We start from the raw sequence: 24,173 nt of genomic DNA, 5'->3' as shown, positions 1-24,173 counted from the left end.
GTCATTGCTCAATGTTCACCGCCCAGGTACGCGCGTCGTACCGCCGGGCTGTTTGAAAGTTCCTTGGCCGAGCCCTGACCCACAATGCGGCCGGTCTCCAGCAGATAGCCCCGGTCGGCGATGGCCAGGCTTTGGCGGGCGTTTTGCTCCACCAGCAGCACGCCCATGCCCAGGATTTTGATGCGGGCCAGCGCCGCGAACAGCTCCTTGCACATCAGCGGCGACAGGCCTAGCGAGGGCTCGTCCAGCAACAAGATATCGGGCTGGCTCATCAGCGCGCGGCCCACGGCCACCATCTGCTGCTCGCCGCCGCTCATGGTGCGCACCGCCTGCGGCAGGCGGTCGCGCAGCTTGGGAAACAGGGTGAACACGCGCTCCAGGTTCTGCGTCTCGTTGGTGCGGGCCCGTTGGGGCTGAGCGCCCAGCAGCAGGTTTTCCTTCACGCTGAGATCGCCAAACACGCCGCGTCCTTCGGGTACCAGGGCCAGGCCCGATTGCACGATGGCATGGGCGGGCAGCTGCATCAGCTCCTTGCCTGCCAGTTGGGCGCTGGCACCAGCCTCGGGTCTGATCATGCCGCCCAGCGCCTTGAGCAGACTGGATTTACCCGCGCCGTTGGCGCCCAGCATGACAACCAGTTCACCGGGCTGCACCTGCAGATTCACGCCATGCAAGGCCTCATGCTTGCCGTAGCGCACGGCGATATTGCGCACATCAAGCATGGGCAGCCTCCGCAGTTTCTTCCTCATCACCGCCCAGATAGGCGCGTACCACCTCGGGCTGCTTGAGCACCTGGGCCGTGAGGCCGTCGGCTATTTTTGAGCCCGCATTCATCACCACGCAGCGGCTGCACAGGGCGTGCACGGCATCCATCACATGTTCAACCATCAAGATGGTCAGGCCGCTGGCCTGCAACTGCTGTATCAGCGCAATGCCCTGCTGCAGTTCCGTGGGATTGAGGCCGGCCAGCCATTCATCGAGCAGCAAAATTTGCGGCTCCAGCGCCAGGGCGCGGGCCAGCTCCAGACGTTTCTGGTTGATATAGGTGAGATCGCCTGCAGCGGTCTGGGCCCAATCGGCTAGACCCACGCGTTGCAGCAGCTCCTGCGCACGTTGCGCAGCGGCTTTGCCAAACAGCGGCCTGGGCTTGAAAGCCATGCCGGCGATGACGTTGTCGGTGCAGCTCATGGAGCCCAGCACCTTGACCAGCTGAAAGGTGCGGGCAATGCCCAGCCGTGCAATCTGATGGCTTTTCAGCCTGTGCAATGCCTGGCCCTTGAACAGGATTTCGCCGCCATTGAGGGGCAGGGCGCCCGAGATCAGATTCATGGCCGTGGTCTTGCCCGAGCCGTTGGGTCCGAGCAGACCTACGACTTCGCCGGGGTAGACATCAAAGCTCAGGTTGTTGACGGCCACCAGACCGCCAAAACGCTTGGTCGCGGAACGCAGGGAAAGCAGGGTGGCGGTCTTCATGGCTGGCCTCGCTTTCTGCTGAACAGCCTGGAGAGAACGCCCGACAGGCCTTGGGGCACGAAGTAAACGATCACGATAAACACCAGGCCCAGCAAGATGGCGAAATGGTTGGGGAAGTTGGCGCTCAGGTACTCGAACAGCAGCACCAGAGGCACGGCACCCAGCAAGGGGCCGAACAGCGCTCCCGCACCGCCGAGCAAGGCCATGATCAGCGTCTGAAACGAGATGGCCGGGGCAAAGGCAATGCTGGGGTCGATATAGGTCCAGCGCGGGGCCATGATGGCGCCCGTCACGGTGATGAAGACGGCGCTGACGGTGAACAGCAGCACCTTGGCGGTGGTGGTGTTGATGCCCACGTGGGTGGCCACGGTTTCGTCTTCGCCGATCACCCGCAAAGCCAGGCCCAGGCGCGAGCGGTTGATGAGGGCGCGCAGCAGCAAGACCAGGGCCAGCAAGGCCAGCAGCTGCCAGTAGATATCGAGCTGGGTGATCTCCACAAACACATAGCGGCCCAGGTCTTTGGTGATATTGACTTCCCACCAGGTCACCAGCTGCTTGACCAGCTCGGCCAGGCCAAAGCTGAAAATCACAAAGTACACGCCGGACAGGCGCAGCGTGGACAGGCCCACCAGCAGCGCCATGACCAGGCCCACGCCGGCCGCTATGGCCAGCACGGCCGCCCAAGGCAGTTGCTCGCCAAACACGGCCGTCACATAGGCACCCATGCCGAAGAAGGCGACAGTGGCCAGCGAGATATAGCGCGTGGGCCCCGAGAACAATGCCCAGGCCGTGGCCAGCACGCAGTACATGAGGATGCTGATCAGCAGGGACAGGTAGTACTCGTCTCTCAGCCAGTGCGGCAGCAGGGCCAGACCCAGCAGGGCAATGGCGCTGAGGACCCAGATCAGAATTTCCTTGTGGCTTGTCGAGGTCATCGCGCACTCCTCCCGAACAGGCCTGTGGGCTTGAACAACAGCACCAGCAAGAACACGGCGTAGTTGACGGCCAGCGTCAGGCCGGGATCGACAAAAGACGCCACCAGGGTCTCAGCAAAACCCAGCAACATGCCGGCCACCAGGCAGCCCATCAGGTTGCCCACGCCGCCCATGATGACCACGATCAGCGCCTTCATCGCAAACATGGTGCCCATGCCGGCCGAGAAGGGCAGAAACATGCTGACCAGCACGCCGCAGACGGCGACCAGTGCACCACCCAGGCCGTAGGCCAGAGCCGCCGTGCTGCGCACATTGATGCCGACCAGGTGCGCGAATTGCGGCGCCACCGAGACGGCACGCACCACGGCGCCGGCCCGGGTGCGGGTCAGCAGCAGATACAGTCCGCCGCCCAGCACGATGGCAAAGCCCAGCACCAGCAGGCGGTTGGTCGCCACCTTGCTGCCGAAAATCTCCAGCGGCTCGGACAGATAGGTATAGCTGTGATAGTCGCCGCCAAACAGCACCATCATCACGCCCTGCACCACAAACAGCATGCCGAAGGTGGCGAGTATGGAATCCACTTCCAGCGACGGCCCGCCCTTGGCGCGGCGCACCAAGGGCGTGAGCAGCAACTGGTAAATGCCCCACTGCACGGCAAAACCCAACGGCACCACCAGCGCCAGCAGGAGCAGTGGCGAAATGCCCCAGCTGCTGACGGCAAAAAAAGCCAGGAAAGCCGGTGCAATCAGAAACTCCCCATACGAGAGGTTCATGATGCGTGCCACGCCGTACTGCAGCGTCAGCCCCATGGCAATCAAGCCGTAGAGTCCGCCCAGCATGGCGCCAGCCAGAAGAATGTCTATTAAATTCATAGCGTATACCGCTGGTGATTCATTGTTCTTGTTATGAAATCAGGCAAAAGTGCATAAAAGGCATGCGCCACCCGCTCTTTTTTTGATAGTTCTTGCAGAGCTGGGCGAAATGTTTGAGAGGCATGCCTCAGTTGGGAACACCGAGCAAGAGCCTAGGAGGCCCCGTCGCGAAGGTGCTGTCCCTGAGGCGCAAAGCCCCTCAGGAATAGCACTTCAATGTTTTCAGGGAGTGACGCGTGGAATCACTGCCGGCTTCGCACCAGCGCGAGTGGTTGGAGCAACCGCATTGAATTCGCCGTTTTGCCACTGACCCACATGCCAGAGCTTGGTCAACATCTGGTTTTCCAGCTTTACCGTGCCCAGCACGGTCTCGAAACTGCCGCTCTTGAGCTCCTGTGTCACGGCAGCACGATCGATCTTGCCTACGCGCTCTATGGCCTGCTGCAGCATCTGCAGCGAGGTGTAGACGATGGGGCTGGCAAAGCGGTCGGATTCCTGACCCGTGACCTCCTTGAAGCGCTTCAGATAAGCCTGCATCTGCGGATTGCTGGCATCGATGCCGCCCGGGGCCATCATGCCTTCGGCCGCCGCGCCAAACTTTCCCTTGAACATGGGGAACTGCGTGCCCACGCCGGTGAACATCACCTTGGGTGCCAGGCCCTGAGTCCTGGCCTGCTCGGTGATCAGCATGGTGTCGGGCGGGTAGGAGTAGGCGACAAAGGTGTCTGCACCCTTGCCCTTGGCTTCGTTGATCACCGGCGTCATATCCTGCGTGCCGATCGGATAGCTTTTGTCATAGACCAGCTCGAAGCCATGCTGCTTGGCGGCCTTGCGGGTGGCATTGGCCAGTTCCACGCCAAAGCCGTCGGCAATATTGATCATGGCGATCTTGTTGTTGATCTTGCCGTCCTTTTTGGCTTTTTCCAGCATGGCAACCAGGCCCTCTGCGTATTCGCCGCCCGTGCCCAGGAAGAAGAAGGCATGCTTCCAGCGTTTGGCCAGATCGGGCGCCTTGTCGGTCACCGAGGTGGCGGCCAGCAGCGGGTATTTGTGCTTTTCATAGGTGGGACCTACGGCCAGGTTGGAGCCCGTGCCCCAGGGCGGCAGCACAAAGTCCACCTTGTCCTGGGTGATCAGACGCTCGGTGGCGCGCACCGCTTCCTCGGTGCTGGAGCGGTCGTCGTACTCGATGACTTCCAGCGGCACGCGCTTGTTGTAGGCCTTGAGCAGGATGCCGCCGGCATCGTTGATCTCCTTGACCCAGAGCTTGTAATTGGGCGCCGTGGTCACCGAAGTGCCGCCGGCGTTGACGCCAGTCTTGGCAATGGCCCAGCCTATGCGAATCGACTTGGGAGCCTCTTGCGCCATGGCTTGTGCGGCCACAGAGCCCAGACCTGCGATGGCCGCAGCTACTGCGATACGTTTCAGAACAAAGCGCTTGCTGGCGAATGTCATGCTTGTCTCCTCTTGGGTGAATGGTTCCGGTTAGGCTCCGGTTTTTTTGTCCATCGTAGGAAAAGACGCCCGCAGGGGTTTGTCTGGACGTGCACAACGTCTTGTCTCGCGGTGCAGCTCTATGTGGGTAAACACGGATTTCCCTGCATGGCAAACGACAGGCCAGATGCACGCATCGGCTGCTATGGATAATGAAGCATCCTGCTGTGCCCTCTTGTCGAAAACCTGCTCTCAGGAGTCTCCATGTCCCACGCCGCCCCCGCTTATCAGATGACCGAGATGCAAGGCGCTCAGGCCGTGGGCGCTTGGCAGCAGTGGATGTCCTCGCTTTACGGGCTGGAAAGCGATATCTATGGCGACACGCACTTTGCTGCGCGACTGGGCACCTTCGAGCTGGGGCGGGTGGGCATGACCAAGATCGAGGCGGGCCGCCACCGCGTGCGCCGTACCTCGGACTCCATGGCCAGCCGCAGCACGGACTTTCTCAAGATTGTTGCTCCCTGGCAGGGTTGCGCCACCGTGCGTCAGAAAGGGCGCGAGGCCCGCGCCCGCAGCGGCCAGTGGCTGATTTATGACAGCACGCAGGAGTACGAGGTGCTCAACCCCGAGTGGAGCGAGCACCTGATCGTCACCCTGCCCAAGAGCCGGTTTGAAGACCACGGCCACGCCATCGATGCGCTCATGGGCTCTTATGTGGGCGGCGCTCAGGGTGTATCGCGCATTGCCTTGGATGTGATGCGCGGCACGTTTGCCGAATGCCAGGCCATGGGCGAGGGCCTGACCCAGCATGTGACGGATGCGCTGGTACAGCTGATCGAGCTCTCGCTGCTCGACGCCTGCGGTCGAACGGCGATTCTGACGCCGGCCGAGCTGCTCAAAAGCCGCATCAAGACCTATGTGCGCCAGCATCTGCGCGATCCGGGTCTGACGGTGGAGGCCATGGCTGGCGCGCTCAACTGCAGCAAGCGCCATCTCTACAACGCGTTTGCCGATGAGGCGTTGAGCATCAGCCAGTTCGTCTGGGCCGAGCGCGTGGCTTTGTTCCAGCGCGAGTTGGCCCAGCCAGGACAGCAGCACTGCACCTTGACCGAGCTGGCGCTGGCCTGCGGCTTTGCCAGCGGAGCGCACCTGAGTCGCACCTTCAAACAGCACACCGGACTGACGCCGGCCCAGTTCCGCGCCAGCCAAGGCGCGGCAAGCGGAACACTGCTCAACTGAGTATCCAACAGTCGCCTCCCGCACGACTGGTATACGCATACATGCTATGAATTTTGAGAGCGCAACTGCTACCTCCGATTGACGGCATTGCCCGGGATTCCATGGCTTTGAATGATCTGAGCGCCGCCTGGGTTACGTCGGCGAGCGATATGGGCGGGATTGCCGGTGATTTTGCTGGCTATAGGACAATGCAGGCCATTGCCCTCTCTTAGCGGACTGCTTTCTCATGGATATCAATACACCGCTCACCCTGCTGGGTGGGCTCACGGCTTCCCAGTTCATGCGCAAGCACTGGCATAAAAAGCCTCTGCTGGTGCGCCAGGCCATTCCCGGTTTCAAGCCTCTGATTCCTCGCGCCAAGCTGCTGGCTATGGCCGGCGAAGACGGTGTGGAATCCCGTCTGATTCAGCACAACGAAGACGGCAGCTGGAAGCTCAGCCACGGCCCGCTGTCGCGCCGCAGCCTGCCTGCACTCACCAAGCCCGGCTGGACGGCTCTGGTGCAGGGCGTGGACCTGCATGACAGCAAAGTGCATCAGCTGTTGCAGCAGTTTCGTTTTGTGCCCGAAGCGCGCCTGGATGATCTGATGATCAGCTTTGCGACCGATCAAGGCGGCGTGGGCGCGCATTTCGACAGCTACGACGTGTTTTTGCTCCAAGCCCATGGCAAACGTCGCTGGCGCATCGGCCGGCAAAAGGACTTCTCGCTGCAGCCTGATGTGCCGCTCAAGATACTGGCCAACTTCGAGCCCGAAGAAGAGTTTGTGCTGGAGCCCGGCGACATGCTGTATCTGCCGCCCAAGTGGGCGCATGACGGTGTGGCCGAAGGCGAGTGCATGACCTACTCCATCGGTTTCCGCTCGCCCGACCGCGGCGAGCTGGCCCGCGAGCTGCTGCTGCGCATGTCGGACGAGCCCGATGAGCCCGAGGCGCCCGTGGTCTATCGCGATCCCAAGCAGGAAGCCGTGACCAATCCCGGTGAGATTCCTGCCGGTCTTTATGACTTTGCGCGCGAAGCGCTGCAAAAGGCCATGGCCGAGCCGCTGGCGCTGGAGCGCGCTCTGGGAGAACACCTGACCGACCCCAAGGCCAATGTCTGGTTCGAGCATGGCGAGGAAAACGGCATGTTCGAAAGCGTGGTGCTCGATCGTCGCACCCGCATGATGTATGACGCCAAGCACATTTTCATCAATGGCGAGAGCTATCTGGCGGGTGGCCGTGATGCCACGCTGATGCGCAAGCTGGCCGATACCCGCGCCCTGTCGCGCAAGGATCTGGCCAGCGCCAGCGATGACGCGCTGGAGCTGCTGTCGTCCTGGTTTGATGCCGGCTGGGTGAGGCCTGGCGACAACGTGTGATGGACTGATCCGCGGGCACGTGCTACCTTCGGGTATTACCTGCTTGCGGATTGGCAGCCAAGCCCGGTTGTCGGACGCTCGTTCTGCTTGTGATTTCATCAAGAACTTCCAAGCAGCTGTCAGTAAATTGACAGAAACAAAATTCTGGGTCACAGTATGCGACAAGACAAGCAAGCGCTTGTCCCGGTCGGTTCGAACTCGGTGATTTGTGCAGAATTGTTTAGTTGCTGTCAGTATTAGTCAGCAATGGGCAAAACTACCTATAATGCAAATCGAGTCGAATTTACTGTTTGACCTGACTGCCAGAGCGATCAATAGCTGCAAAGGCTGACCGTAATGGCAATGCAAATACTGTCTGCTGAACCTACTTTCTAGGAATCGTTATGAAGAACTCTCTCATTCTGGCTACCGTGATCGCTGCTGCTGCTCTGGCCGCTTGTGGCAAGAAGGAAGAAGCTGCTCCTGCTGCTGCTCCTGCTGTGGAAGCTCCTGCTGCTCCCGCACCTGCTGCTGAAGCTCCTGCCGCTCCTGCTGCTGACGCTGCAGCTCCCGCCGCTGATGCAGCTCCTGCTGCCCCTGCTGCTGACGCCGCTCCTGCAGCCCCTGCTGCTGACGCCGCTCCTGCAGCTCCTACTGAAGCCGCCAAGTAATTTGCTGCTTACGCAGGCAGAGGCTTTGGCTTCTGCGCAAAAAACCGCACCTTGGTGCGGTTTTTTTATGCCCGGAGAGTTATGGCCGGCTTAACGCTCTGCATGCGTCCATGAAAAAAGCCACCGGGCCCGAAGGCTGGTGGCTTTTGTGCGCAATGCACTTTGGGCTTATTTCAGATCGTCGGTAATGATGCGAACAATGCGCTGGGCATTGGCCGAAGTTTCGGGCTGGCCTTGCTCGTTGAGCACGCTGACCTGGGACTTGTTGCCGTCGCCCTTGACCAGAATCTGGTACTTGACGGGCGCTGCGGCTTCCGGGCCACGGCTGAAGATCTTGCTGAAGAAGCCCTTGGAATCGCCCTTGGCGTTGGGGTCCACGTAGCGTACAAAGTAGATGCCGCGGCTGCGGTCGCGGTCTTCCACGGTGAAGCCGGTGCGGTCCAGGGCCACGCCCACACGGCGCCATGCACGGTCAAAACCTTCTTCGATCTGCAGCACGGGTTGACCGTTGACGGTGTCCATGCGTGCGACAGCGGCGCTGCTGGTGACGGCGGCAGACTTGTCGGCCTTGGCGACGGCAGCGGCCTGCTCTTCGCTCACGCCCAGCTTGACCATCATGCGGCGCAGGAATTCGGTTTCCAGCTCCGGATCACGGGCGCGTGGCTGCCAGATGGTGTTGTCCTTGTTGGTGTTGGTGTAGACCTCTTCCATGCCGCGGTGGGTGACATAGATGTTGGTCGCACCATCGGCCTCGCGCTCAAAGCGCACGCGGAACTTGTCGCGTTCGCTGGTGGAGTACAAGGAGTCGAGCATCTTGCCCAGCGTCTTGCGGATGATGTCCTGAGGGAGCTTGGCGCGGTTTTCTGCCCAGTCTGTTTCCAGAATGCCCAGCTGGCGGTCTTCGATGGTGAAGATGAAGCCGTTTTCCAGCCAGAAGTCGCGCACGGGCTCCCACAGCTTGTCCGCAGGGCGCTTGACGACCAGCCAGTGCTGGCTGCCTTCACGCTGGATACGGACGTCGCCAATGGCGTTGACCGCCGTTTGGCGGTCAGCGGGTTGTGCGGTCTTGGCATTGGCCTGCATGGCCGCAGCGGAGACAACGCCGCCGGGCACGTTGTAGCGCGAATCTTGCGACAGCTGCGTCAGATCCGGGGGGACCTCAAGAGACGGGGCTTGGCTTTTACCGGCGCTCTTGTAGTCGATCTTGGCGTCTTGGAACGTGGTCGTGCAGGCCGACAAGCCCAGCGCAATGCTGAGCAGGCCCAAACGTGCAGTGTGTTGTTTCACGCGGATTGTCCTTGGTGCGTTCATGCAGTATGCAGTGAGCGAAAAAACCGCTAGCTTATCTCAACTCGCTCAGAGCAAGCCGACTTGGGTCAGCGCACCCTCTACTGTAGCTTCCAAATTCTGGCTCAAAGGCGTCATGGGCAGGCGCATCGCGGGGCTGCACAAACCCATGCGGGCTGCTGCCCATTTCACCGGAATGGGATTGGCTTCCACAAACAGGCTCTTGTGCAAAGGCATGAGCTTGAACTGGATCTCCATCGCACGCTTGACGTCGCCGGCCAGTGCCGCCTTGCACAGCTCGCTCATCAGGCGGGGGGCCACGTTGGCCGTCACGCTGATGTTGCCATGGCCACCGCACAGCATCAGAGCCACTGCGGTCGGATCATCACCAGAGTAGACGCCAAAGCCCTGGGGCACATCGCGAATCAGCCATTGGGCGCGCTCGATATTGCCCGTGGCCTCCTTGATGCCGACGATGCTGTCGATCTGGGCCAGGCGCAGCACGGTTTCGTGCTGCATATCGGCGACCGAACGGCCGGGCACGTTGTAGAGCACCAGTGGCAGATCACCTGTGGCTTCGGCAATGGCCTTGAAGTGCTGGTACTGGCCTTCTTGCGTGGGCTTGTTGTAGTAAGGCACCACTTGCAGCTGGCTGTCTGCACCGACCTTCTTGGCAAAGCGGGCCAGTTCGATGGCCTCGTGCGTGCTGTTGGCACCGCAGCCAGCCATGATGGAGACGCGGCCTGCCGCCTGCTCCACCGAGACGCGGATGATTTCGCAGTGTTCTTCCACATTGACTGTGGGCGATTCACCGGTAGTGCCGACCACACCGATGCAATCCGTGCCTTCAGCCACATGCCAGTCTATGAGTTTGCGCAGCGCCGGGTAGTCGACGCTACCGTCTTGGTGCATGGGCGTGATGAGGGCAACAATGCTGCCAGTGAGAGCAACGGAAGGTGATGTCATGTCCGCAATATGAAACGGGAAAAGGTCATTCTACAAACAGGGCCGCAGGTAAATATGTGGTTTAACTGCGCAAGCTGCGGGCAAATCGGGTTTTTTGTCAGATTGTTTTAATTATCTGACGATTTGACGAAAATTTAATTGTATCGATGTCGGATTGCTGTGTGTCTGTCAGGCTTTTTCCTGCCCGCTTCGCCATTGCCTGGGTGCATCCAGGCAGCTCGAACGGTTTGGAAAGCCTTGGACATTCAAGGTGATCAGGCCTGCAGCGGGGCCGGGTCAGTGGCGGACTCTGCAGGCCGGATGGCGGCAATGCGCTGTACCACGCGGTCTGGCTGATGCAGCACGCCGTGCTCGTAGGCGGCCACCGTCCAGCCCTGACAAACTTGCAGCAGTTCGCCGGGAGCCAGCAAAAAATCCGGGCGGCTGGGTTTGCCATAGGCTTCATTGCCCTGGGCAAAGGTCTCATACAGCAGAACGCCGCCGGGTTTGACGCTGGCCAGAATCAGCGGCCACAAAGGGCGCCAAAGATAGTTGGTGACAACCACCGCATCAAAGCTGCGTCCAGCCAGCGGCCAGGGACCGGCTTCAATGTCGGTTTCAATGGCGTTTGCAATGTTTGCTACTGATTGAATAGCTTCATGCGATTGATCCACGCTGGTCACTGCATGATTTGATGCATGAAACAGCCGGGTGTGGCGGCCCAGGCCGCAGGCCAGGTCCAGCACGGTGCCTCCGGGTTGCACCAGATGGGCAAAGCGGGTGATCCATTCGGAATGTGCCTGGGCACCATGGGCGGGAGTGGCTGCAACAGCTGGATTGGGGCAAATCATCTTGCCGAAAACTATAGCAGCGCCGCTTGGCTTCTGGTCATCGCTCAATGGGGTTTCACTTCGTCCTTGAGGGCTGCAAGCGCCATGTTCTCCACCAGTCCCGGCGCAATCAGCTTGAGCCAGCGGCCCAGCTTGCCCTTGCGGCTCATCAGCACTTCGCGCTGGCGGCGGTTCATGCCGCGAATGATGAGCTGCGCGCATTCGGCCACCGGCATGGCAGCGTCTTCCTTCAGACCGCTGACCCCTGCCGCCTCGCCCTTGGCGTTGTAGCCGTGATAGCGGATGCGGGTATCGACCACGCCCGGGTAGGCCAGGGTCACGCTGACGTCATTGGGTTTGAGTTCGGTGCGCAGTGCCTCAAAAAAGCCGCCCATGGCAAATTTGCTGGCGCTGTAGGCTGTGCGGCCCGGCACGCCAATCAGCCCGGCCAGCGACGAGACGGCCACGATGCAGCCCCTGGAGGCCTTCAGATGCGGCAGCGCTGCGTGGGTGCACCACACGCTGCCCCAGAAGTTGATGCGCATCAGCTGTTCATACCATGACAGGTGCGCGGCATCGACTTCGCTCAACAGCGCATGGGCCGAGACGCCTGCGTTGTTGAGCAGGGCATCGAGGCCGCCAAAGCGCTGCACGGCCTGATCGATCAGGCTGCGACACTGCGCTTGATCGGAGACATCGGTGGGTACGACCAACACCTGCGCTCCCGCAGCCTGGCATTGCCGGGCCACGGCCTGCAGATGCTCTTGATTGCGTGCCGCCAGCGTGATCTGCAGCTGCTCTTGGTGGGAGGCGGCCAGTTGGCGGGCCATTTCGGCACCTATGCCGTCCGAGGCGCCGGTGATGATGATGCGGGGCATGAACACTCCCGGCCATGCCGCCTGGGCCGGATGACCAACAGCTTAAAAGCAGGCCCAAACTTGGTCCGCCAGTGTGACCATGAAATCCGCCCGGGTGTACAGGGCAAACACGGCCAGCAGCACGGCAACAACGGCAACCCAGATCAGCGCGCGCTGCCACCAAGCCAGTGAGCGTGGTTTGCCTTGCATGGCTCAGACTCCCTGTGGGCGCGTGCCGCGTGCCACGGCTGTTTCGCGCACCGGCAGATTGACCAGGGCGGCAAAAATGCCCAGGGCAATGGACAGATACCAGACCATGTTGTAGTTGCCGTTGAGGTCATACAGATAGCCGCCCAGCCACACGCCCATGAAACTGCCCACCTGATGGCTGCAGAACACAAAGCCGCTGAGCATGGACAAATGCTGCACGCCAAAGATCTGGGCCACGGTGGCATTGGTCAGCGGCACGGTGGACAGCCACAGAAAGCCCATGGCCGCTGAAAACGCATAGACCGACCATGGCGACAGCGGCGCCAGCAAGAACAGCACGGTGACCACCGAGCGCAGGGCGTAAATGCCGGAGAGCAGATAGCGCTTGGGCATTTTCTGGCCCAGATTGCCGGCCAGATAGGTGCCAAAGATATTGAACAGACCGACCAGGGCCAGCGAGTAGCTGGCCACATGGGGGGCGATGCCGAAGTCCTTGAGGTAGCTGGGCATGTGCACGCCAATGAACATGACCTGAAAGCCGCAGACAAAGTAGCCGGCCGTAAGTAGCACAAAGCTGGGGTGGCTCCAGGCTTCCTTGAGGGCTTGCCCCACGGTCTGCTCGCGTACCGGCGGCTTGCCGCTGCTAAAGCCCGGCTCGCGCAGACCAAAGGCCAGAGCGGCGATCAACAGCGCAAAGGCGGCCAGAATCAGCAAGGCATTGGACCAGTTGAAGGCGGAAATCAGCGCCCCTTCGACCGGTACCATGAAAAACTGTCCGAAGGAGCCCGCCGCTGCCGTAACCCCCATGGCCCAGCTGCGCCGCGTGGCCGGAATCTGGCGGCCCAGCACGCCAAAGATCACGGTATAGGTGGTGGCCGCTTGCGCCGCGCCAATCAGCACACCGGCCGTCAGCGTAAAAGCCAGGGTGGAGGGCGACAGCGCCATGCCGACCAGGCCCAGGGCATAAAGCATGGAGCCGCCGATCAGCACTTTGAAAGCGCCCATTCGATCGGCCAGCATGCCTACGAAAATACCCAGAATGCCCCAGGAAATATTCTGTACGGCAATGGCCAGGGAAAAGTTCTCGCGCGTCCAGCCCATCTCCTGCGTGATGGGCTGCAGCCACAGACCAAAGCCATGGCGTATGCCCATGGACAGGGTGACGATGGCGCCACCGCACAGAAGAATCTGTGCCATGGACAGCGGCTGTTGGTTGGTCTGGGTAGTCATGGCGTTGCGCAAAACGTTCGGATCGGTATCAGACTTTAACGAAACCAGCGCTTGTGCGGTGGCTGGCGTCGTCGCGTGCGCGGCACGCTCTGCTGCCCGAAAACGTGATCCAACCCTGGCCAAGACAGCCGATACGGCTTTGTGCGAGAGTATTGGGAAGTAAACAACTGTGAATTTATCCAGCGTCAATCTGGAGAGGCCACTACAATTCGCCCCCATGGCAGCTAAACCTTCCTCTTCTACCGCTAGCGAATATTCCGAAGGCTCGATCCGCGTTCTCAAGGGTCTGGAGCCAGTCAAGCAGCGTCCCGGCATGTATACGCGTACCGACAACCCCCTGCACGTGCTGCAGGAGGTGATAGATAACGCGGCCGATGAAGCGCTTGCCGGTTATGGCAAGAAAATCAAATTCACCATCCACGCCGACGGCTCCTTCAGCGTGGAAGACGATGGCCGCGGCATTCCCTTTGGCTTGCACCCCGAAGAAAAAGCACCGGTGGTGGAGCTGGTCTTCACCCGTCTGCATGCCGGCGGCAAGTTCGACAAAGGCAATGGCGGCGCGTACAGCTTCTCGGGTGGCTTGCACGGCGTGGGCGTGTCCGTGACCAATGCGCTGGCCACCCGGCTGGAGGTGCAGGTGCACCGTGATGGTCAGCAGGCCACGCTGGCCTTCTCGGGCGGCGATGTGGTCGAGCCCTTGAAGGTGCGTCCGCTGGAGTCCGGTGAGCGCAAGCACGGCACGACGGTGCGTGTCTGGCCCGATGCCAAGTACTTTGAATCGGCAGCCCTGCCCGCCGGCGAATTGATGCACTTGCTGCGCAGCAAGGCCGTGCTCATGCCGGGCGTCTCGGTCTCGCTCAGCAACGAGAAAACCCGGGACAACCAGGTCTGGCTTTTCAAGGGCGGGCTGCGCGACTATCTGCAGCAAAGCCTGCATGGCGAGCCTGTGATTCCCCTGTTCGAGGGCGAGGGATTTGCCGACCGCAATCACGACAGCTTTGCCGAAGGCGAAGGTGCGGCCTGGTGCGTGGCGTTTACCGAAGACGGTGCGCCGCTGCGCGAAAGCTATGTGAACCTGATCCCCACCACGGCGGGCGGCACGCATGACAGTGGCCTGCGCGATGGCTTGTTCCAGGCGGTCAAGGCCTTCATCGACATGCACTCGCTGCTGCCCAAGGGCGTCAAGCTCATGCCGGACGATGTGTTTGCCCGTGCCAGCTATGTGCTCAATGCCAAGGTGCTGGATCCGCAGTTTCAGGGCCAGATCAAGGAGCGTCTGAATTCGCGCGATGCCGTGCGTCTGGTCTCGGGCTTTGTGCGCCCGGTGCTGGAACTGTGGCTCAACGAGCATGTGGACTGGGGCAAGAAGCTGGCGGAGCTGGCCATCAAGGCCGCGCAAACCCGCCAAAAAGCGGGCCAGAAGGTAGAAAAGCGCAAGGGTAGCGGCGTGGCCGTGCTCCCCGGCAAGCTGACCGACTGCGAAAGCCGCGACCTCTCGGTCAACGAAGTGTTTCTGGTCGAGGGTGATTCGGCCGGCGGCAGCGCCAAGATGGGGCGCAACAAGGAAACCCAGGCGGTGCTGCCCTTGCGCGGCAAGGTGCTCAATACCTGGGAGGTGGACCGCGACCGGCTGTTTGCCAACAATGAAATCCACGATATCTCGGTCGCCATGGGCGTGGACCCGCACGGCCCCAATGACGAGCCGGATTTATCCGGTCTGCGCTATGGCAAGGTCTGTATCCTGTCGGACGCGGACGTGGACGGCTCCCACATCCAGGTGCTGCTGCTGACCCTGTTCTTCAAGCACTTCCCCAAACTCATCGAGGCGGGCCATATCCACGTGGCCTTGCCGCCGCTGTTCCGTGTGGATGTACCTGCGCGCGGCAAGAAGCCGGCCATCAAGGTCTATGCACTGGATGCGGGCGAGCTCGATGCCATCATGGAGAAATGCGCCAAGGATGGTGTGCCGCGCGAGAAATGCCAGGTCAGCCGTTTCAAGGGCCTGGGCGAGATGAATGCCGAGCAGCTGTGGGAAACCACGCTCAACCCCGATACGCGCCGCCTGTTGCCGGTGCAGTTCATGAATCTGGACTTCGCACAGTGCGAACAGGTCGTGACCAAGCTCATGGGCAAAGGCGAAGCCGCTGCCCGTCGTGAGCTCATGGAGTTGCATGGCGATGCCGTGGAGCTTGATATCTGATAGCGGGATACCCGGGGTTGGCGACAGTTGCCAGCCCGGGCCTCAGGTTTACAGGAGTTCAATCATGCAGACCCTGTTGAAAATATGGCCAGCCGGCTACTCCGGCCTTCGCGGGTGGGTGCGTGGCGCTGCGTTCAAGCTGACGCTGGCTGCCACGGCCTTGGGTGGTGCATCGCTGGCCCATGCCGATCTATGGGCTTATGTGGACGAGTTCGGTATCACCCACTTCGCTTCAGCGGCGCTGGATGAGCGCTACCAGCCTTATTTCAAGGGCTGGGTCTATGACAGCAGCGGGCAAACCATGAAACCCGGGGTTGATCTCGGGGCAGCCGACCCGCAGGAGAGCACGCGAACGCCAAGTTTTTTTGACGGCTTGCCGCGCTACAAGAGCGTGCGGCCTCATCTGCAAAAAGCCGCCGAGAAAACCGGGGTGGATTACGACTTGATTAAAGCCGTGATCGCCGTGGAGTCGGGATTCAACACCGGCGCTGTTTCGCCCAAGGGGGCTGTGGGTTTGATGCAGCTGATGCCGGCCACGGCCGAACGCTTTGGCGTCAGCTCCAGCGCCAAGCTGAGCGTGCAGCAAAAGCTGGTCGATCCTGCCGTCAATGTGCCCGCCGGGGCCCGTTATCTCAGCTACCTGATGAGCTTGTTTCCGGGGCGGCTGGATCTGGTGCTGGCGGCCTATAACGCGGGCGAAGGAGCGGTCAAAAAGGCTGGTCAGGCCATTCCTCCCTATCCCGAGACCCGCAATTACGTCAAGGCCGTCACCGGAATTTACGAGCAGTTGCAATCGGGTCAGTCTCGGTCCACGTTTCGCGTCAAAAACGATGCCGAGTTCGAGGGCTTTGTCTACGGTCGTGTGAGCATGACCTTGCCCGGCAAGGTCGACTGAGGCGGACGCTTCATCATGGGGTGCATGGCTGGGATGGGCCATGCCGGTGCGCGGGGTTGAGCCAACGGGGTGTTGAGCTTGCCCTGCATAACAAGAATTTGAATTCAGCAGTTTTTTCATGAGCGATCAGAGCACTTTGGATTTGGCCGAGCAGGCCGCGGGCGACGCATTGGATTTGGGACAATATGCCCAGCGCGCCTATCTTGAATATGCGCTGTCGGTGGTCAAGGGCCGCGCCCTTCCCGATGTCAGCGATGGCTTGAAGCCCGTGCAGCGCCGTATTTTGTACGCCATGGATCGCATGGGTCTGTCCTATGGCGGCCCTACCGGCAACACGGCGGCCAGACCCGTCAAGAGTGCCCGCGTGGTGGGTGATGTGCTGGGTCGCTTTCACCCGCATGGCGACCAGTCGGCCTATGACGCTCTGGTGCGCATGGCGCAGGACTTCAATCAGCGCTATCCGCTGGTCGACGGCCAGGGCAACTTCGGCAGCCGTGACGGCGATGGCGCAGCCGCCATGCGTTACACCGAAGCGCGTCTATCCAAGATCACCGGCCTGCTGCTCGATGAAATCGATATGGGCACGGTGGACTTTGTGCCCAATTACGACGGCAGCACCGAAGAGCCCAAGCAGCTGCCGGCCCGCCTGCCGTTTGCTTTGCTCAATGGCGCCAGTGGCATTGCCGTGGGCATGGCCACCGAAATCCCCAGCCATAACCTGCGCGAAGTGGCTGGCGCCTGCGTGGCCTTGATCAAGAAGCCGGGCATGGCGGATGCGGAACTCAATGAAATGATTCCCGGTCCCGACTATCCGGGCGGGGGCCAGATCATCAGCAGCAGCCACGATATTGCCGAGGCCTATCGCACCGGTCGCGGCAGTCTCAAGGTGCGCGCGCGCTGGAAGATCGAGGAGCTGGCACGTGGCCAGTGGCAGATGGTGGTGACGGAGCTGCCGCCCGGCGTTTCGGCCCAGAAGGTGCTCGAAGAGATCGAGGACATCACCAACCCCAAGGTCAAGACCGGCAAGAAAACGCTCACCCAGGATCAGACCCAGCTCAAGGCCAGCATGCTGGCGGTACTGGACGGCGTGCGCGACGAATCGAGCAAGGATTCACCGGTGCGCATCGTGTTCGAGCCCAAGACTGGCAAGATTCCGCAATCGGAGCTGATCACGGCGCTGCTGGCCCACACCAGCCTGGAGTCGTCCAGCTCCATCAATCTGACCAGCATCGGCCTCGATGGCCGGCCGGTGCAAAAGTCGCTGCGCCAGATGCTGGAAGAGTGGATTGCCTTCCGCTTTCAGACGGTGACCCGTCGCAGCCAGCACCGCCTGAACAAGGTGCTGGACCGGATTCATATTCTGGAAGGCCGTCAGGCGGTTCTGCTCAATATCGACAAGGTCATTGCCATCATTCGCGCGAGCGATGAGCCCAAGCAGGCCTTGATTGAGGAGTTTCATCTCTCCGACCGCCAAGCCGAGGACATTCTTGAAATTCGCCTGCGCCAGCTGGCACGGCTGGAGGCCATCAAGATCGAGCAGGAGCTCAAGGAGCTGCGCACCGAGCAAGGCAAGCTGGAAGACATTCTGGGTAGCGAAACCACTTTGCGCCGCCTGATCTGCAAGGAAATCGAGGCCGATACCAAGACTTTTGGCGACGAGCGTCGCACCCTGATCCAGGAAGAGAAAAAGGTGGTGGCCGAAGTCAAGGTGGTGGATGAGCCGACCACCGTCATCATCTCCGACAAGGGCTGGATACGCACGCGCAACGGCCACGGTGTGGAGGCGGAGACGCTGAGCTTCAAGGCCGGCGACAGCCTGCACGGCACGTTCGAATGCCGCACGGTGGATCAGCTCATTGCCTTTGGCAGCAACGGCCGGGTCTACTCTGTGCCGGTCTCGGCCCTGCCCGGCGGGCGTGGCGACGGTCAGCCGGTGACCACGCTGATCGAGCTGGAGGCGGGCACGCAGCTGCTGTATTACTTTGCCGGGGCGGAAAGCACGCAGCTGCTGCTGTCCGGCTCGGGCGGTTACGGCTTTACGGCCACGGTGGGTGACATGATTTCGCGCCAGAAGGCGGGCAAGGCTTTTGTCTCGCTGGGCGAGGGTGAGACGCTGTGCGCGCCATCGGTGGTGCATGGCGTGCCCATGAATGCGCGTGCCGAGCATGTGCCTGGCGGCGAGCAGGGCGCGGGTCTGCTGGCACCTGCCAGCCATGTGATCTGTGCTTCGGTGGGCGGCCGCATCTTGACTTTCGAGATCAGCGAGCTCAAAGCCATGCCCAAGGGCGGACGTGGCCTGATGCTGCTGGGTCTGGAAGACAAGGACACGCTGGCCGGTGCTGCAGCCTACACCCGCAGCATCCGCCTTGACGGCATTGGCCGTGGCGGCAAGGCGCGCAGTGAGTCGTTGGAGATCCGCAGCCTCAACAACGCCCGTGGCACGCGCGGCCGCAAGGGCAAGGCAGCGGACCTGGGCTTCAAGCCCCAGACGGTAACCCGCGTGGAATAAGCCGGCGCTGCTGCAAAAGCCCAAAAACCAAAGCCGTACTTTGATGAAGTACGGCTTTTTTATAGCAGATTGCGCTTTCTAATCAATGGCTAGCGACAGTTTTGGTGCATGAAAAATGCAGAAAAAATCATAGCGAAACCGACCGTGCGCTAAAGATCTGCGTGGGTTGCCGGATCTGGGCCTGGCAGGCGACCAGCGGCAGATCGCGCTGGCCCGACTCGGTGTTGGCTACCAGGGCATACAGGGTGCTGACGGCCTTGGCGACAGCCTCAGGTGCGGCATCACCCTGGATCAGATGGCCTAGCAACACGGCAGAAAACACATCGCCCATGCCATTGGGCAGTGGCTGCAGATCTACAAACGGGGTCTCGACCAGCCAGGCCTCGCAGGCGGTCACGGCCAGCGTGGCCAGACGCTCGGAGGGCAGATCTTCGGTGCGCAGACTGGTGATGGCTATCAAGGCCGACGGATGCTGGTGCATATGGGGCAGCATGCCGCGTGCGGCTTCGATGGCTGCCGCCACGCTGGTCAGCGGCTTGCCACCGCACAGCAGCTCGAACTCATAGTGGTTGGGCGTAATCACGCTGGCCTGGGACAGCGCCCGCTTGCGCAGGAACTCCGGAATGCCGGGGCGCACGAAGAGGCCGCGCCCCACGTCACCCATTACCGGGTCGCACAGATAGTGCGCTGCCGGCTGGGTTGCGCGCACTTCCTGCACGGCGGCCAGGATGGCTTCACCCACCCCGGCATCGCCCAGATAGCCCGAGAGCACGGCCACGCAGCGCGACAGCACGCCACGCGCGCGCAGGCCGTCCAGCACGTCGCCGATATGCGCAGGCGTGAACACCTGGCCTTTGAACTCGCCATAGCCCGTGTGGTTGGAGAACTGCACGGTATGCACGGCCACCGGCTCTATGCCCAGCAGCTGCAGCGGCAGCATGGCCGCGTCGTTACCCACATGGCCGTAAGCTACATGCGATTGAATGGAGAGAACTAAAGGCGTGGACATGATGGCAATGAGGTTCGCAATGCGGTGGTGCAGCCCCAGCCAGGCACAGACATGCAATAGGCCGGGGCTGGCAGAGAAAGTCCTGGGTTTTTAATCCGCCAGCTCGGTCACCAGATCAATTTCCACGCAGCAACCCATGGGGATCTGCGCCACACCAAAGGCACTGCGGGCATGCTTGCCGGCTTCGCCCAGCACCTGGGCGAACAGCTCGCTGCAGCCATTGGTGACCAGATGCTGCTCGGTGAAACTGGTGGAGGAGTTCACCAGGCTCATGACCTTGACGATGCGCTTGATGCGGTTCAGATCACCGCCGGTGGCATGGTGCAGCGTACCCAGCAGGTCAATCGCCACGGCGCGCGCCGCCTGCTTGCCTTCTTCGGTGCTCATGTTCTCGCCCAGTTTGCCCACCCAGGGCTGGCCGTTCTTCTTGGCCACATGGCCGCTGAGAAACAGCTGATTGCCGCTTTGCATATACGGCAGATAGGCGGCTGCGGGCACGGCGACTTCGGGCAGGGTGATGTTGAGTTCTTTGAGTTTGTCGTAAACGCTCATGAAAGCTCCAGGGGTTGGCAAAACGAGGCAATGAGTTTGACACAGGCTGCAGCCTGCCGGATCGCTGCCGACAGCGAACATGGATGCGTAGAGATACGAATTTGATAGCGCAAAGCGCACAGAAAATCTGCGCTTAGCGGTGTTTTTTTTGCATGATCTGCAGGGGCAGGGATTGCCGCAATCGGCAGGGCAGGTGCTGCGCTCTAGCATGGCGGATGCCGTCTGCAAGCGTGGTCACTGCCGGAGCATTGCGCTCGCGTCCGTCGTGGGTGGCGGCGCTGTGCGGCTGCGTGCTGGGGGCCGCGTGGCAGGTGACGCAAGCCCGGCTCTGGGCCTTCTGGGCCTATCCGGTGCTGCTGCTCTTTGGCGTGCTGCTGTTGCTTGCCGTGTGGCGCTTCAGAGCACACTCCACAGCGGCCTGGGTGCGAATGGCTTGGCTGCAACTGGGGCCGCTGCTGGCGGCAGCCTGTCTGGTGGCAGGTCTCAGCGGCTGGCGTGCCCATGCTTATCTGGCCCATACCTTGCCTCCATCGCTGGAGGCCGTCGATATAGAAGTGGAGGGCACGATTGCCTCCATGCTGCAGGACACGGGCAACGGCCAGCGCTGGCGTTTTGCCGTGGACAAACCCCAAGCACAGACGCAAACGCCGGGTGTGCCCGCGCTCATAGCGCTCTCCTGGTATGAGGCGTTTGACCGGGAGGAGGAGGCAGCAAAGCCCAGGGTGGCGCCCTGGGCGCAGGGCAGGGCTCTTGTGCCGGGCCAGCGCTGGCGCATGACGGTGCGCCTCAAGCGCCCTCATGGCTCGCGCAATCCACATGGCTTTGATTATGAGTTGCAGCAATGGGAGCAGGGCGTGCAGGCCACGGGCTATGTGCGTGAAAAGCCGGAGCCGGTGCTGCTGGAGCTGGGCTCCGACTACCGGCTGCAGCGATGGCGTCAATGGCTGCGAAATCGCATTCGTGCGCAAGCCGAGCTGCTCCCGCAGACCGATGCGTCAACCCGGCGCAAAGCGATAGGCGTAGTTGCGGCGCTGGCGGTGGGCGATCAGCAAGCCATAGAGCTGGTGACAGACAAATAAAACCTGCGCTGTTAAGCGTCTGATTTGTATGAAATTTCTTTAATCTTGAGAAGCTAAACTAACAAAAGAAATTTGCGCCAGATATTTTTGCGCTGACAAATGAAATCTGCGCTGAGACACAGGGAGACAATTCATCCTGTTTAGGCCGGTGTCGATTTAGTCCAAGAGCCACTTGAACAGGCGCGCAATGATCCCTGGCCGCTGCTGTGGAGGCTGATAGGTGTAGCGCCCTGTGGAACTTGGTGGCTGAGAGGGCGTGGAGCTACGTCCGGCAGAATTCGACCGGTGATAAGTGCTACGTCCCGCCGAGCTTGGAGAAGGTGATGATGCTGGTAGCGAGGACGCGGAGGCGGCTCGGATCTTTTGCAGAACCTGAGTGTTCGAGGAGGTTGCCGGAGCTGAGGTTGAGGCGCTCGAAGATGAGATAGCCGACACTGAGCCCGAAATGCCTTTGATTCTATCCAGTGTCTGCTGATTGCTCGAGGTGGCTGCGGTGAAGTTCCCTGCGGCCTTTCCTGCTCCCGCGAGGCGCCATCTTGCCTCTTGCTCAGTAATGGGGGTCATTGTCCCCGCAGTTCCGACAGAGACAGAAAGGTGCGAGTAGCCAAACTTCTGGCTGCTGAACGGCGGCTCCATAAGTCCCACGACGCTGACCCATTTACCGACCCAGGATTCATCAGGTTTCGACTTAACGTGCGCCATGCCGTCCGGCCAGATTGATACCTTGAAGATGTTGCCTTTCCATGGCCCGAAGTTGATGAAGATGTAGGGCTTGCCTCCCCGCCGCGTCTTGTCATGCTTGACTTCGACGATGCGCCCAATAACTTCCACCTTGTCACCGACTGCCTTGAAGCATGCTGCATAGTCGGTAGCAGAGAGCACGGCATATGCGCCGATATAGCCTGGTCGGGCTGATGTTGTGGCCAGATTCGAACCGACCTGAGCAGGTTGGATGACGACGCTGACAGCGGGAATATTTCTACCTGCCAAGAAGTCTGCCAATCCGGGAGCTCGCGCCATCGGCGACTTACACACAGCGGCAAAATTCTTGACGTGGGAGGCGAGGTTCGGGTTTTTGGCGACGAGCGCGAATGCACTGGAATTGGCAGGGTCCAGAAAGTCGTTGGCACGAAAGATGATCGCGTCTGCCTCTGAGTTTGTTTTATCCCAGAGCGATGAGTCTGCTTGCAATGCCCTAATCGCCAGCGTTAGGGCAATGAGAGAAAAGCGATCTAGCGTTGCGTCGAATGGATTGACAGACTTGCGTTGTGGATGCTGAAAGTTGACATGTCCGAGCTCCGCACTGCCCAAGTCCTTGATTTCGTCGACGAACATGCCGTCATAGTCGATCAACTGCACAGTCGAGCCGTCACGGCTCACCATCAAGTTGCCGCTTTGAAGGTCTCCGTGAGCGATGCCTTCTCTTTCCAGATAGGTGGCGAGCTGTGCTAAAGCGTCAGCGAGTCGTCCTAGTGCCAATGAATTCCTGAGGTTGTCCTCGAGAAACTCGCCAAGCGTTATTCCACTCGCCCATGCCATTTTCACTATGGGGTAGGCGGATCCATCGACTCGAATACCTTGCGGCAGGAACTGGAAGTCTAGGAAATAAGGTGATCGCAGACTCGCGAGCTTTTTTGAAATTGCGGCATAGCGACGCTCGAGGCCCTTTGACTCCCTGTGAAAGCAGCGAACTGCAAATTTGCGCCCATGTGTGCTTATCGTATAGGTTAGGGCAAAGCCACCGCTGATCGCCAACGGTAGTCCAAGACCGCTGATGGCGAGATCACCTGAGCGAAGCTCCGTGTCCGCTAATAGCGTGCGGTGCGCGGAGAATGCGTTGTTGTATTGCTCAAGAGTGGGGTACGCCACTGGCGTCGTCCTCATTGTCGAATTTCAGAATTGCTAGAGTCGAGTCATCCACGCGCATGCGCTTTGCCTCACGTTCATTGAGGACTAGTTTCGCGAGTTGTTCTTCGCTGCGAACCGCTAAGAGATCCGCCAGGCGTTCTGGTTCGTCGCTGGCCATTCTTAGCGTCCATTCACCAAGTGCATCTGTCATGCAGAGAAGAGTTGGTTCTGGAAATGCAGCTAGTTCCAGCTCAATGCGTGCTCGTGAGTTGAAATCGGGTGCGTTGGTGAATTCGTTGTGTGCTCGTAGTGTGGAAAGAAGAGTCGGTCGCTCCTTGAACCTGTCTGGATGGTCCAATGGCCACGCGCGAACAATTTCCAGGCCCACGAGGAGCACGGCGACTGAGTCACCTACACCAAAGACTGCAAGGTGGTTATTGAGCGCATCGTGCTCAACGGAGATTAGGGTTGCGAAGCAACCTTTTTCATAAGCGAGTTGTTGCGACCAACTCATCGTGGCGAAGTCATGCTCACCTTGGTAGGCCGATATTGCGCTTGTGATCCATGCTTGATTGAAGTAGGGATCGTGTGCGAGTTTACGTACCAACATGTTGGCCCAGAGCTGCGAGTCATAGGACTCGCTGGCTCCATCGCTCAACACGAAGCGTTGTCGGTCAGCAGAGAAGGCATAAGCGTCCTCGTTTGCTTCTGGCTTATCGGGCTCCTTCGCGCAGGTCCCAACGAAAAGAGCTCGCATAACGG

The 24,173-nt window shown here is 60.6% G+C and carries 22 protein-coding genes; 7 read left to right on the top strand and 15 right to left on the bottom strand.

What is annotated here, in order from left to right; translation table 11 throughout:
* Positions 1-8: 8 nt before the first annotated feature.
* From ACNAZA_RS18405 to ACNAZA_RS18385, 5 genes are all read right to left on the bottom strand, one after another.
* A complete protein-coding gene (locus ACNAZA_RS18405) occupies positions 9-722 on the bottom strand; it encodes an ABC transporter ATP-binding protein (RefSeq protein WP_415797978.1) in 714 nt (237 codons plus the stop codon).
* On the bottom strand, positions 715-1,473 hold the full coding sequence (locus tag ACNAZA_RS18400) for an ABC transporter ATP-binding protein (protein WP_415797977.1): 759 nt from the start codon (positions 1,471-1,473) through the stop codon (positions 715-717). The genes ACNAZA_RS18405 and ACNAZA_RS18400 overlap by 8 nt, the downstream gene beginning before the upstream one ends.
* Positions 1,470-2,408: a branched-chain amino acid ABC transporter permease gene (locus ACNAZA_RS18395; RefSeq protein WP_415797976.1), complete on the bottom strand. Its 939-nt coding sequence runs from the start codon at positions 2,406-2,408 to the stop codon at positions 1,470-1,472. Before ACNAZA_RS18395 ends, ACNAZA_RS18400 begins: the two co-directional genes overlap by 4 nt.
* Positions 2,405-3,280: a branched-chain amino acid ABC transporter permease gene (locus ACNAZA_RS18390; protein WP_415797975.1), complete on the bottom strand. Its 876-nt coding sequence runs from the start codon at positions 3,278-3,280 to the stop codon at positions 2,405-2,407. The genes ACNAZA_RS18395 and ACNAZA_RS18390 overlap by 4 nt, the downstream gene beginning before the upstream one ends.
* Positions 3,281-3,502: 222 nt before the next feature.
* Positions 3,503-4,735 carry an amino acid ABC transporter substrate-binding protein gene (locus ACNAZA_RS18385; RefSeq protein ID WP_415797974.1) on the bottom strand — a complete coding sequence of 411 codons (1,233 nt, stop codon included), beginning with the start codon at positions 4,733-4,735 and terminating at the stop codon, positions 3,503-3,505.
* A gap of 243 nt (positions 4,736-4,978) precedes the next feature.
* On the opposite strand from ACNAZA_RS18385, the gene ACNAZA_RS18380 reads away from it, so the two are divergent.
* The 3 genes from ACNAZA_RS18380 (at position 4,979) to ACNAZA_RS18370 (ending at position 7,960) form a co-directional block, all read left to right on the top strand.
* Positions 4,979-5,953 (top strand): AraC-like ligand-binding domain-containing protein, encoded by a 975-nt coding sequence (locus ACNAZA_RS18380; protein WP_415797973.1) that lies wholly within the window; start codon positions 4,979-4,981, stop codon positions 5,951-5,953.
* 226 nt (positions 5,954-6,179) lie between these two features.
* The gene (locus tag ACNAZA_RS18375) at positions 6,180-7,310 is read left to right on the top strand and encodes a JmjC domain-containing protein (protein WP_415797972.1); all 1,131 of its coding nucleotides are present in this window, start codon (positions 6,180-6,182) and stop codon (positions 7,308-7,310) included.
* A 383-nt stretch (positions 7,311-7,693) separates the two neighbouring features.
* Positions 7,694-7,960, top strand: a complete 267-nt coding sequence (locus ACNAZA_RS18370) for a hypothetical protein (RefSeq protein WP_415797971.1) — start codon at positions 7,694-7,696, stop codon at positions 7,958-7,960.
* Between the two features lie 168 nt (positions 7,961-8,128).
* On the opposite strand, the gene bamC is transcribed toward ACNAZA_RS18370, so the two are convergent.
* The 6 genes from bamC to ACNAZA_RS18340 all read right to left on the bottom strand — a co-directional run bounded on the left by bamC (position 8,129) and on the right by ACNAZA_RS18340 (position 13,319).
* Entirely contained in the window at positions 8,129-9,247 is a 1,119-nt protein-coding gene (gene bamC / locus ACNAZA_RS18365) for an outer membrane protein assembly factor BamC (RefSeq protein WP_120966709.1), read from the bottom strand.
* A gap of 69 nt (positions 9,248-9,316) precedes the next feature.
* Positions 9,317-10,213, bottom strand: coding sequence for a 4-hydroxy-tetrahydrodipicolinate synthase (gene dapA / locus ACNAZA_RS18360; protein WP_120966710.1), 897 nt, complete (start codon positions 10,211-10,213; stop codon positions 9,317-9,319).
* 254 nt (positions 10,214-10,467) lie between these two features.
* Positions 10,468-11,043: a class I SAM-dependent methyltransferase gene (locus tag ACNAZA_RS18355; protein WP_415797970.1), complete on the bottom strand. Its 576-nt coding sequence runs from the start codon at positions 11,041-11,043 to the stop codon at positions 10,468-10,470.
* Positions 11,044-11,087: 44 nt separating this feature from the next.
* Complete coding sequence (locus tag ACNAZA_RS18350) at positions 11,088-11,900, bottom strand: SDR family oxidoreductase (protein ID WP_415797969.1); 813 nt, start codon at positions 11,898-11,900, stop codon at positions 11,088-11,090.
* 42 nt (positions 11,901-11,942) lie between these two features.
* The gene (locus tag ACNAZA_RS18345) at positions 11,943-12,089 is read right to left on the bottom strand and encodes a hypothetical protein (RefSeq protein ID WP_415797968.1); all 147 of its coding nucleotides are present in this window, start codon (positions 12,087-12,089) and stop codon (positions 11,943-11,945) included.
* A 3-nt stretch (positions 12,090-12,092) separates the two neighbouring features.
* The gene (locus ACNAZA_RS18340) at positions 12,093-13,319 is read right to left on the bottom strand and encodes an MFS transporter (RefSeq protein ID WP_415797967.1); all 1,227 of its coding nucleotides are present in this window, start codon (positions 13,317-13,319) and stop codon (positions 12,093-12,095) included.
* Between the two features lie 217 nt (positions 13,320-13,536).
* Here ACNAZA_RS18340 and ACNAZA_RS18335 point away from each other — a divergent pair, with 217 nt between their 5' ends.
* From ACNAZA_RS18335 to parC, 3 genes are all read left to right on the top strand, one after another.
* Positions 13,537-15,519 carry a DNA topoisomerase IV subunit B gene (locus ACNAZA_RS18335; protein WP_415797966.1) on the top strand — a complete coding sequence of 661 codons (1,983 nt, stop codon included), beginning with the start codon at positions 13,537-13,539 and terminating at the stop codon, positions 15,517-15,519.
* 64 nt (positions 15,520-15,583) lie between these two features.
* Entirely contained in the window at positions 15,584-16,414 is an 831-nt protein-coding gene (locus tag ACNAZA_RS18330; protein WP_415797965.1) for a lytic transglycosylase domain-containing protein, read from the top strand.
* 118 nt (positions 16,415-16,532) lie between these two features.
* Positions 16,533-18,923 (top strand): DNA topoisomerase IV subunit A, encoded by a 2,391-nt coding sequence (gene parC / locus ACNAZA_RS18325; RefSeq protein ID WP_415797964.1) that lies wholly within the window; start codon positions 16,533-16,535, stop codon positions 18,921-18,923.
* A gap of 127 nt (positions 18,924-19,050) precedes the next feature.
* Here parC and pdxY read toward each other — a convergent pair whose 3' ends face one another.
* Together pdxY and ACNAZA_RS18315 are read right to left on the bottom strand one after the other, a co-directional pair.
* A complete protein-coding gene (gene pdxY / locus ACNAZA_RS18320; RefSeq protein ID WP_415797963.1) occupies positions 19,051-19,932 on the bottom strand; it encodes a pyridoxal kinase PdxY in 882 nt (293 codons plus the stop codon).
* A gap of 90 nt (positions 19,933-20,022) precedes the next feature.
* On the bottom strand, positions 20,023-20,484 hold the full coding sequence (locus ACNAZA_RS18315) for a RidA family protein (protein WP_415797962.1): 462 nt from the start codon (positions 20,482-20,484) through the stop codon (positions 20,023-20,025).
* Positions 20,485-20,699: 215 nt separating this feature from the next.
* Here ACNAZA_RS18315 and ACNAZA_RS18310 point away from each other — a divergent pair, with 215 nt between their 5' ends.
* Complete coding sequence (locus ACNAZA_RS18310) at positions 20,700-21,563, top strand: ComEC/Rec2 family competence protein (RefSeq protein WP_415797961.1); 864 nt, start codon at positions 20,700-20,702, stop codon at positions 21,561-21,563.
* A 156-nt stretch (positions 21,564-21,719) separates the two neighbouring features.
* Here ACNAZA_RS18310 and ACNAZA_RS18305 read toward each other — a convergent pair whose 3' ends face one another.
* Together ACNAZA_RS18305 and ACNAZA_RS18300 are read right to left on the bottom strand one after the other, a co-directional pair.
* The gene (locus ACNAZA_RS18305; RefSeq protein WP_415797959.1) at positions 21,720-23,432 is read right to left on the bottom strand and encodes a serine/threonine-protein kinase; all 1,713 of its coding nucleotides are present in this window, start codon (positions 23,430-23,432) and stop codon (positions 21,720-21,722) included.
* Positions 23,413-24,168, bottom strand: coding sequence for a hypothetical protein (locus ACNAZA_RS18300; RefSeq protein ID WP_415797958.1), 756 nt, complete (start codon positions 24,166-24,168; stop codon positions 23,413-23,415). Before ACNAZA_RS18300 ends, ACNAZA_RS18305 begins: the two co-directional genes overlap by 20 nt.
* Positions 24,169-24,173 lie beyond the last annotated feature (5 nt).

The sequence above is a fragment of the Comamonas aquatilis genome, assembly GCF_965139575.1.
Lineage (GTDB): Bacteria > Pseudomonadota > Gammaproteobacteria > Burkholderiales > Burkholderiaceae_C > Comamonas > Comamonas aquatilis.
Note: the sequence above shows the minus strand (reverse complement) of the source record. Positions and strands in the feature narration are given on the sequence as shown.

What these genes read in the sequence shown, in the direction of transcription:
- ACNAZA_RS18405 (WP_415797978.1), bottom strand. Translation starts at nt 722, where the DNA reads ATGCTTGATGTGCGCAATATCGCCGTGCGCTACGGCAAGCATGAGGCC.
- ACNAZA_RS18400 (WP_415797977.1), bottom strand. Translation starts at nt 1,473, where the DNA reads ATGAAGACCGCCACCCTGCTTTCCCTGCGTTCCGCGACCAAGCGTTTT.
- ACNAZA_RS18395 (WP_415797976.1), bottom strand. Translation starts at nt 2,408, where the DNA reads ATGACCTCGACAAGCCACAAGGAAATTCTGATCTGGGTCCTCAGCGCC.
- ACNAZA_RS18390 (WP_415797975.1), bottom strand. Translation starts at nt 3,280, where the DNA reads ATGAATTTAATAGACATTCTTCTGGCTGGCGCCATGCTGGGCGGACTC.
- ACNAZA_RS18385 (WP_415797974.1), bottom strand. Translation starts at nt 4,735, where the DNA reads ATGACATTCGCCAGCAAGCGCTTTGTTCTGAAACGTATCGCAGTAGCT.
- ACNAZA_RS18380 (WP_415797973.1), top strand. Translation starts at nt 4,979, where the DNA reads ATGTCCCACGCCGCCCCCGCTTATCAGATGACCGAGATGCAAGGCGCT.
- ACNAZA_RS18375 (WP_415797972.1), top strand. Translation starts at nt 6,180, where the DNA reads ATGGATATCAATACACCGCTCACCCTGCTGGGTGGGCTCACGGCTTCC.
- ACNAZA_RS18370 (WP_415797971.1), top strand. Translation starts at nt 7,694, where the DNA reads ATGAAGAACTCTCTCATTCTGGCTACCGTGATCGCTGCTGCTGCTCTG.
- dapA (WP_120966710.1), bottom strand. Translation starts at nt 10,213, where the DNA reads ATGACATCACCTTCCGTTGCTCTCACTGGCAGCATTGTTGCCCTCATC.
- ACNAZA_RS18355 (WP_415797970.1), bottom strand. Translation starts at nt 11,043, where the DNA reads ATGATTTGCCCCAATCCAGCTGTTGCAGCCACTCCCGCCCATGGTGCC.
- ACNAZA_RS18350 (WP_415797969.1), bottom strand. Translation starts at nt 11,900, where the DNA reads ATGCCCCGCATCATCATCACCGGCGCCTCGGACGGCATAGGTGCCGAA.
- ACNAZA_RS18345 (WP_415797968.1), bottom strand. Translation starts at nt 12,089, where the DNA reads ATGCAAGGCAAACCACGCTCACTGGCTTGGTGGCAGCGCGCGCTGATC.
- ACNAZA_RS18340 (WP_415797967.1), bottom strand. Translation starts at nt 13,319, where the DNA reads ATGACTACCCAGACCAACCAACAGCCGCTGTCCATGGCACAGATTCTT.
- ACNAZA_RS18335 (WP_415797966.1), top strand. Translation starts at nt 13,537, where the DNA reads ATGGCAGCTAAACCTTCCTCTTCTACCGCTAGCGAATATTCCGAAGGC.
- ACNAZA_RS18330 (WP_415797965.1), top strand. Translation starts at nt 15,584, where the DNA reads ATGCAGACCCTGTTGAAAATATGGCCAGCCGGCTACTCCGGCCTTCGC.
- parC (WP_415797964.1), top strand. Translation starts at nt 16,533, where the DNA reads ATGAGCGATCAGAGCACTTTGGATTTGGCCGAGCAGGCCGCGGGCGAC.
- pdxY (WP_415797963.1), bottom strand. Translation starts at nt 19,932, where the DNA reads ATGTCCACGCCTTTAGTTCTCTCCATTCAATCGCATGTAGCTTACGGC.
- ACNAZA_RS18315 (WP_415797962.1), bottom strand. Translation starts at nt 20,484, where the DNA reads ATGAGCGTTTACGACAAACTCAAAGAACTCAACATCACCCTGCCCGAA.
- ACNAZA_RS18310 (WP_415797961.1), top strand. Translation starts at nt 20,700, where the DNA reads ATGCCGTCTGCAAGCGTGGTCACTGCCGGAGCATTGCGCTCGCGTCCG.
- ACNAZA_RS18300 (WP_415797958.1), bottom strand. Translation starts at nt 24,168, where the DNA reads ATGCGAGCTCTTTTCGTTGGGACCTGCGCGAAGGAGCCCGATAAGCCA.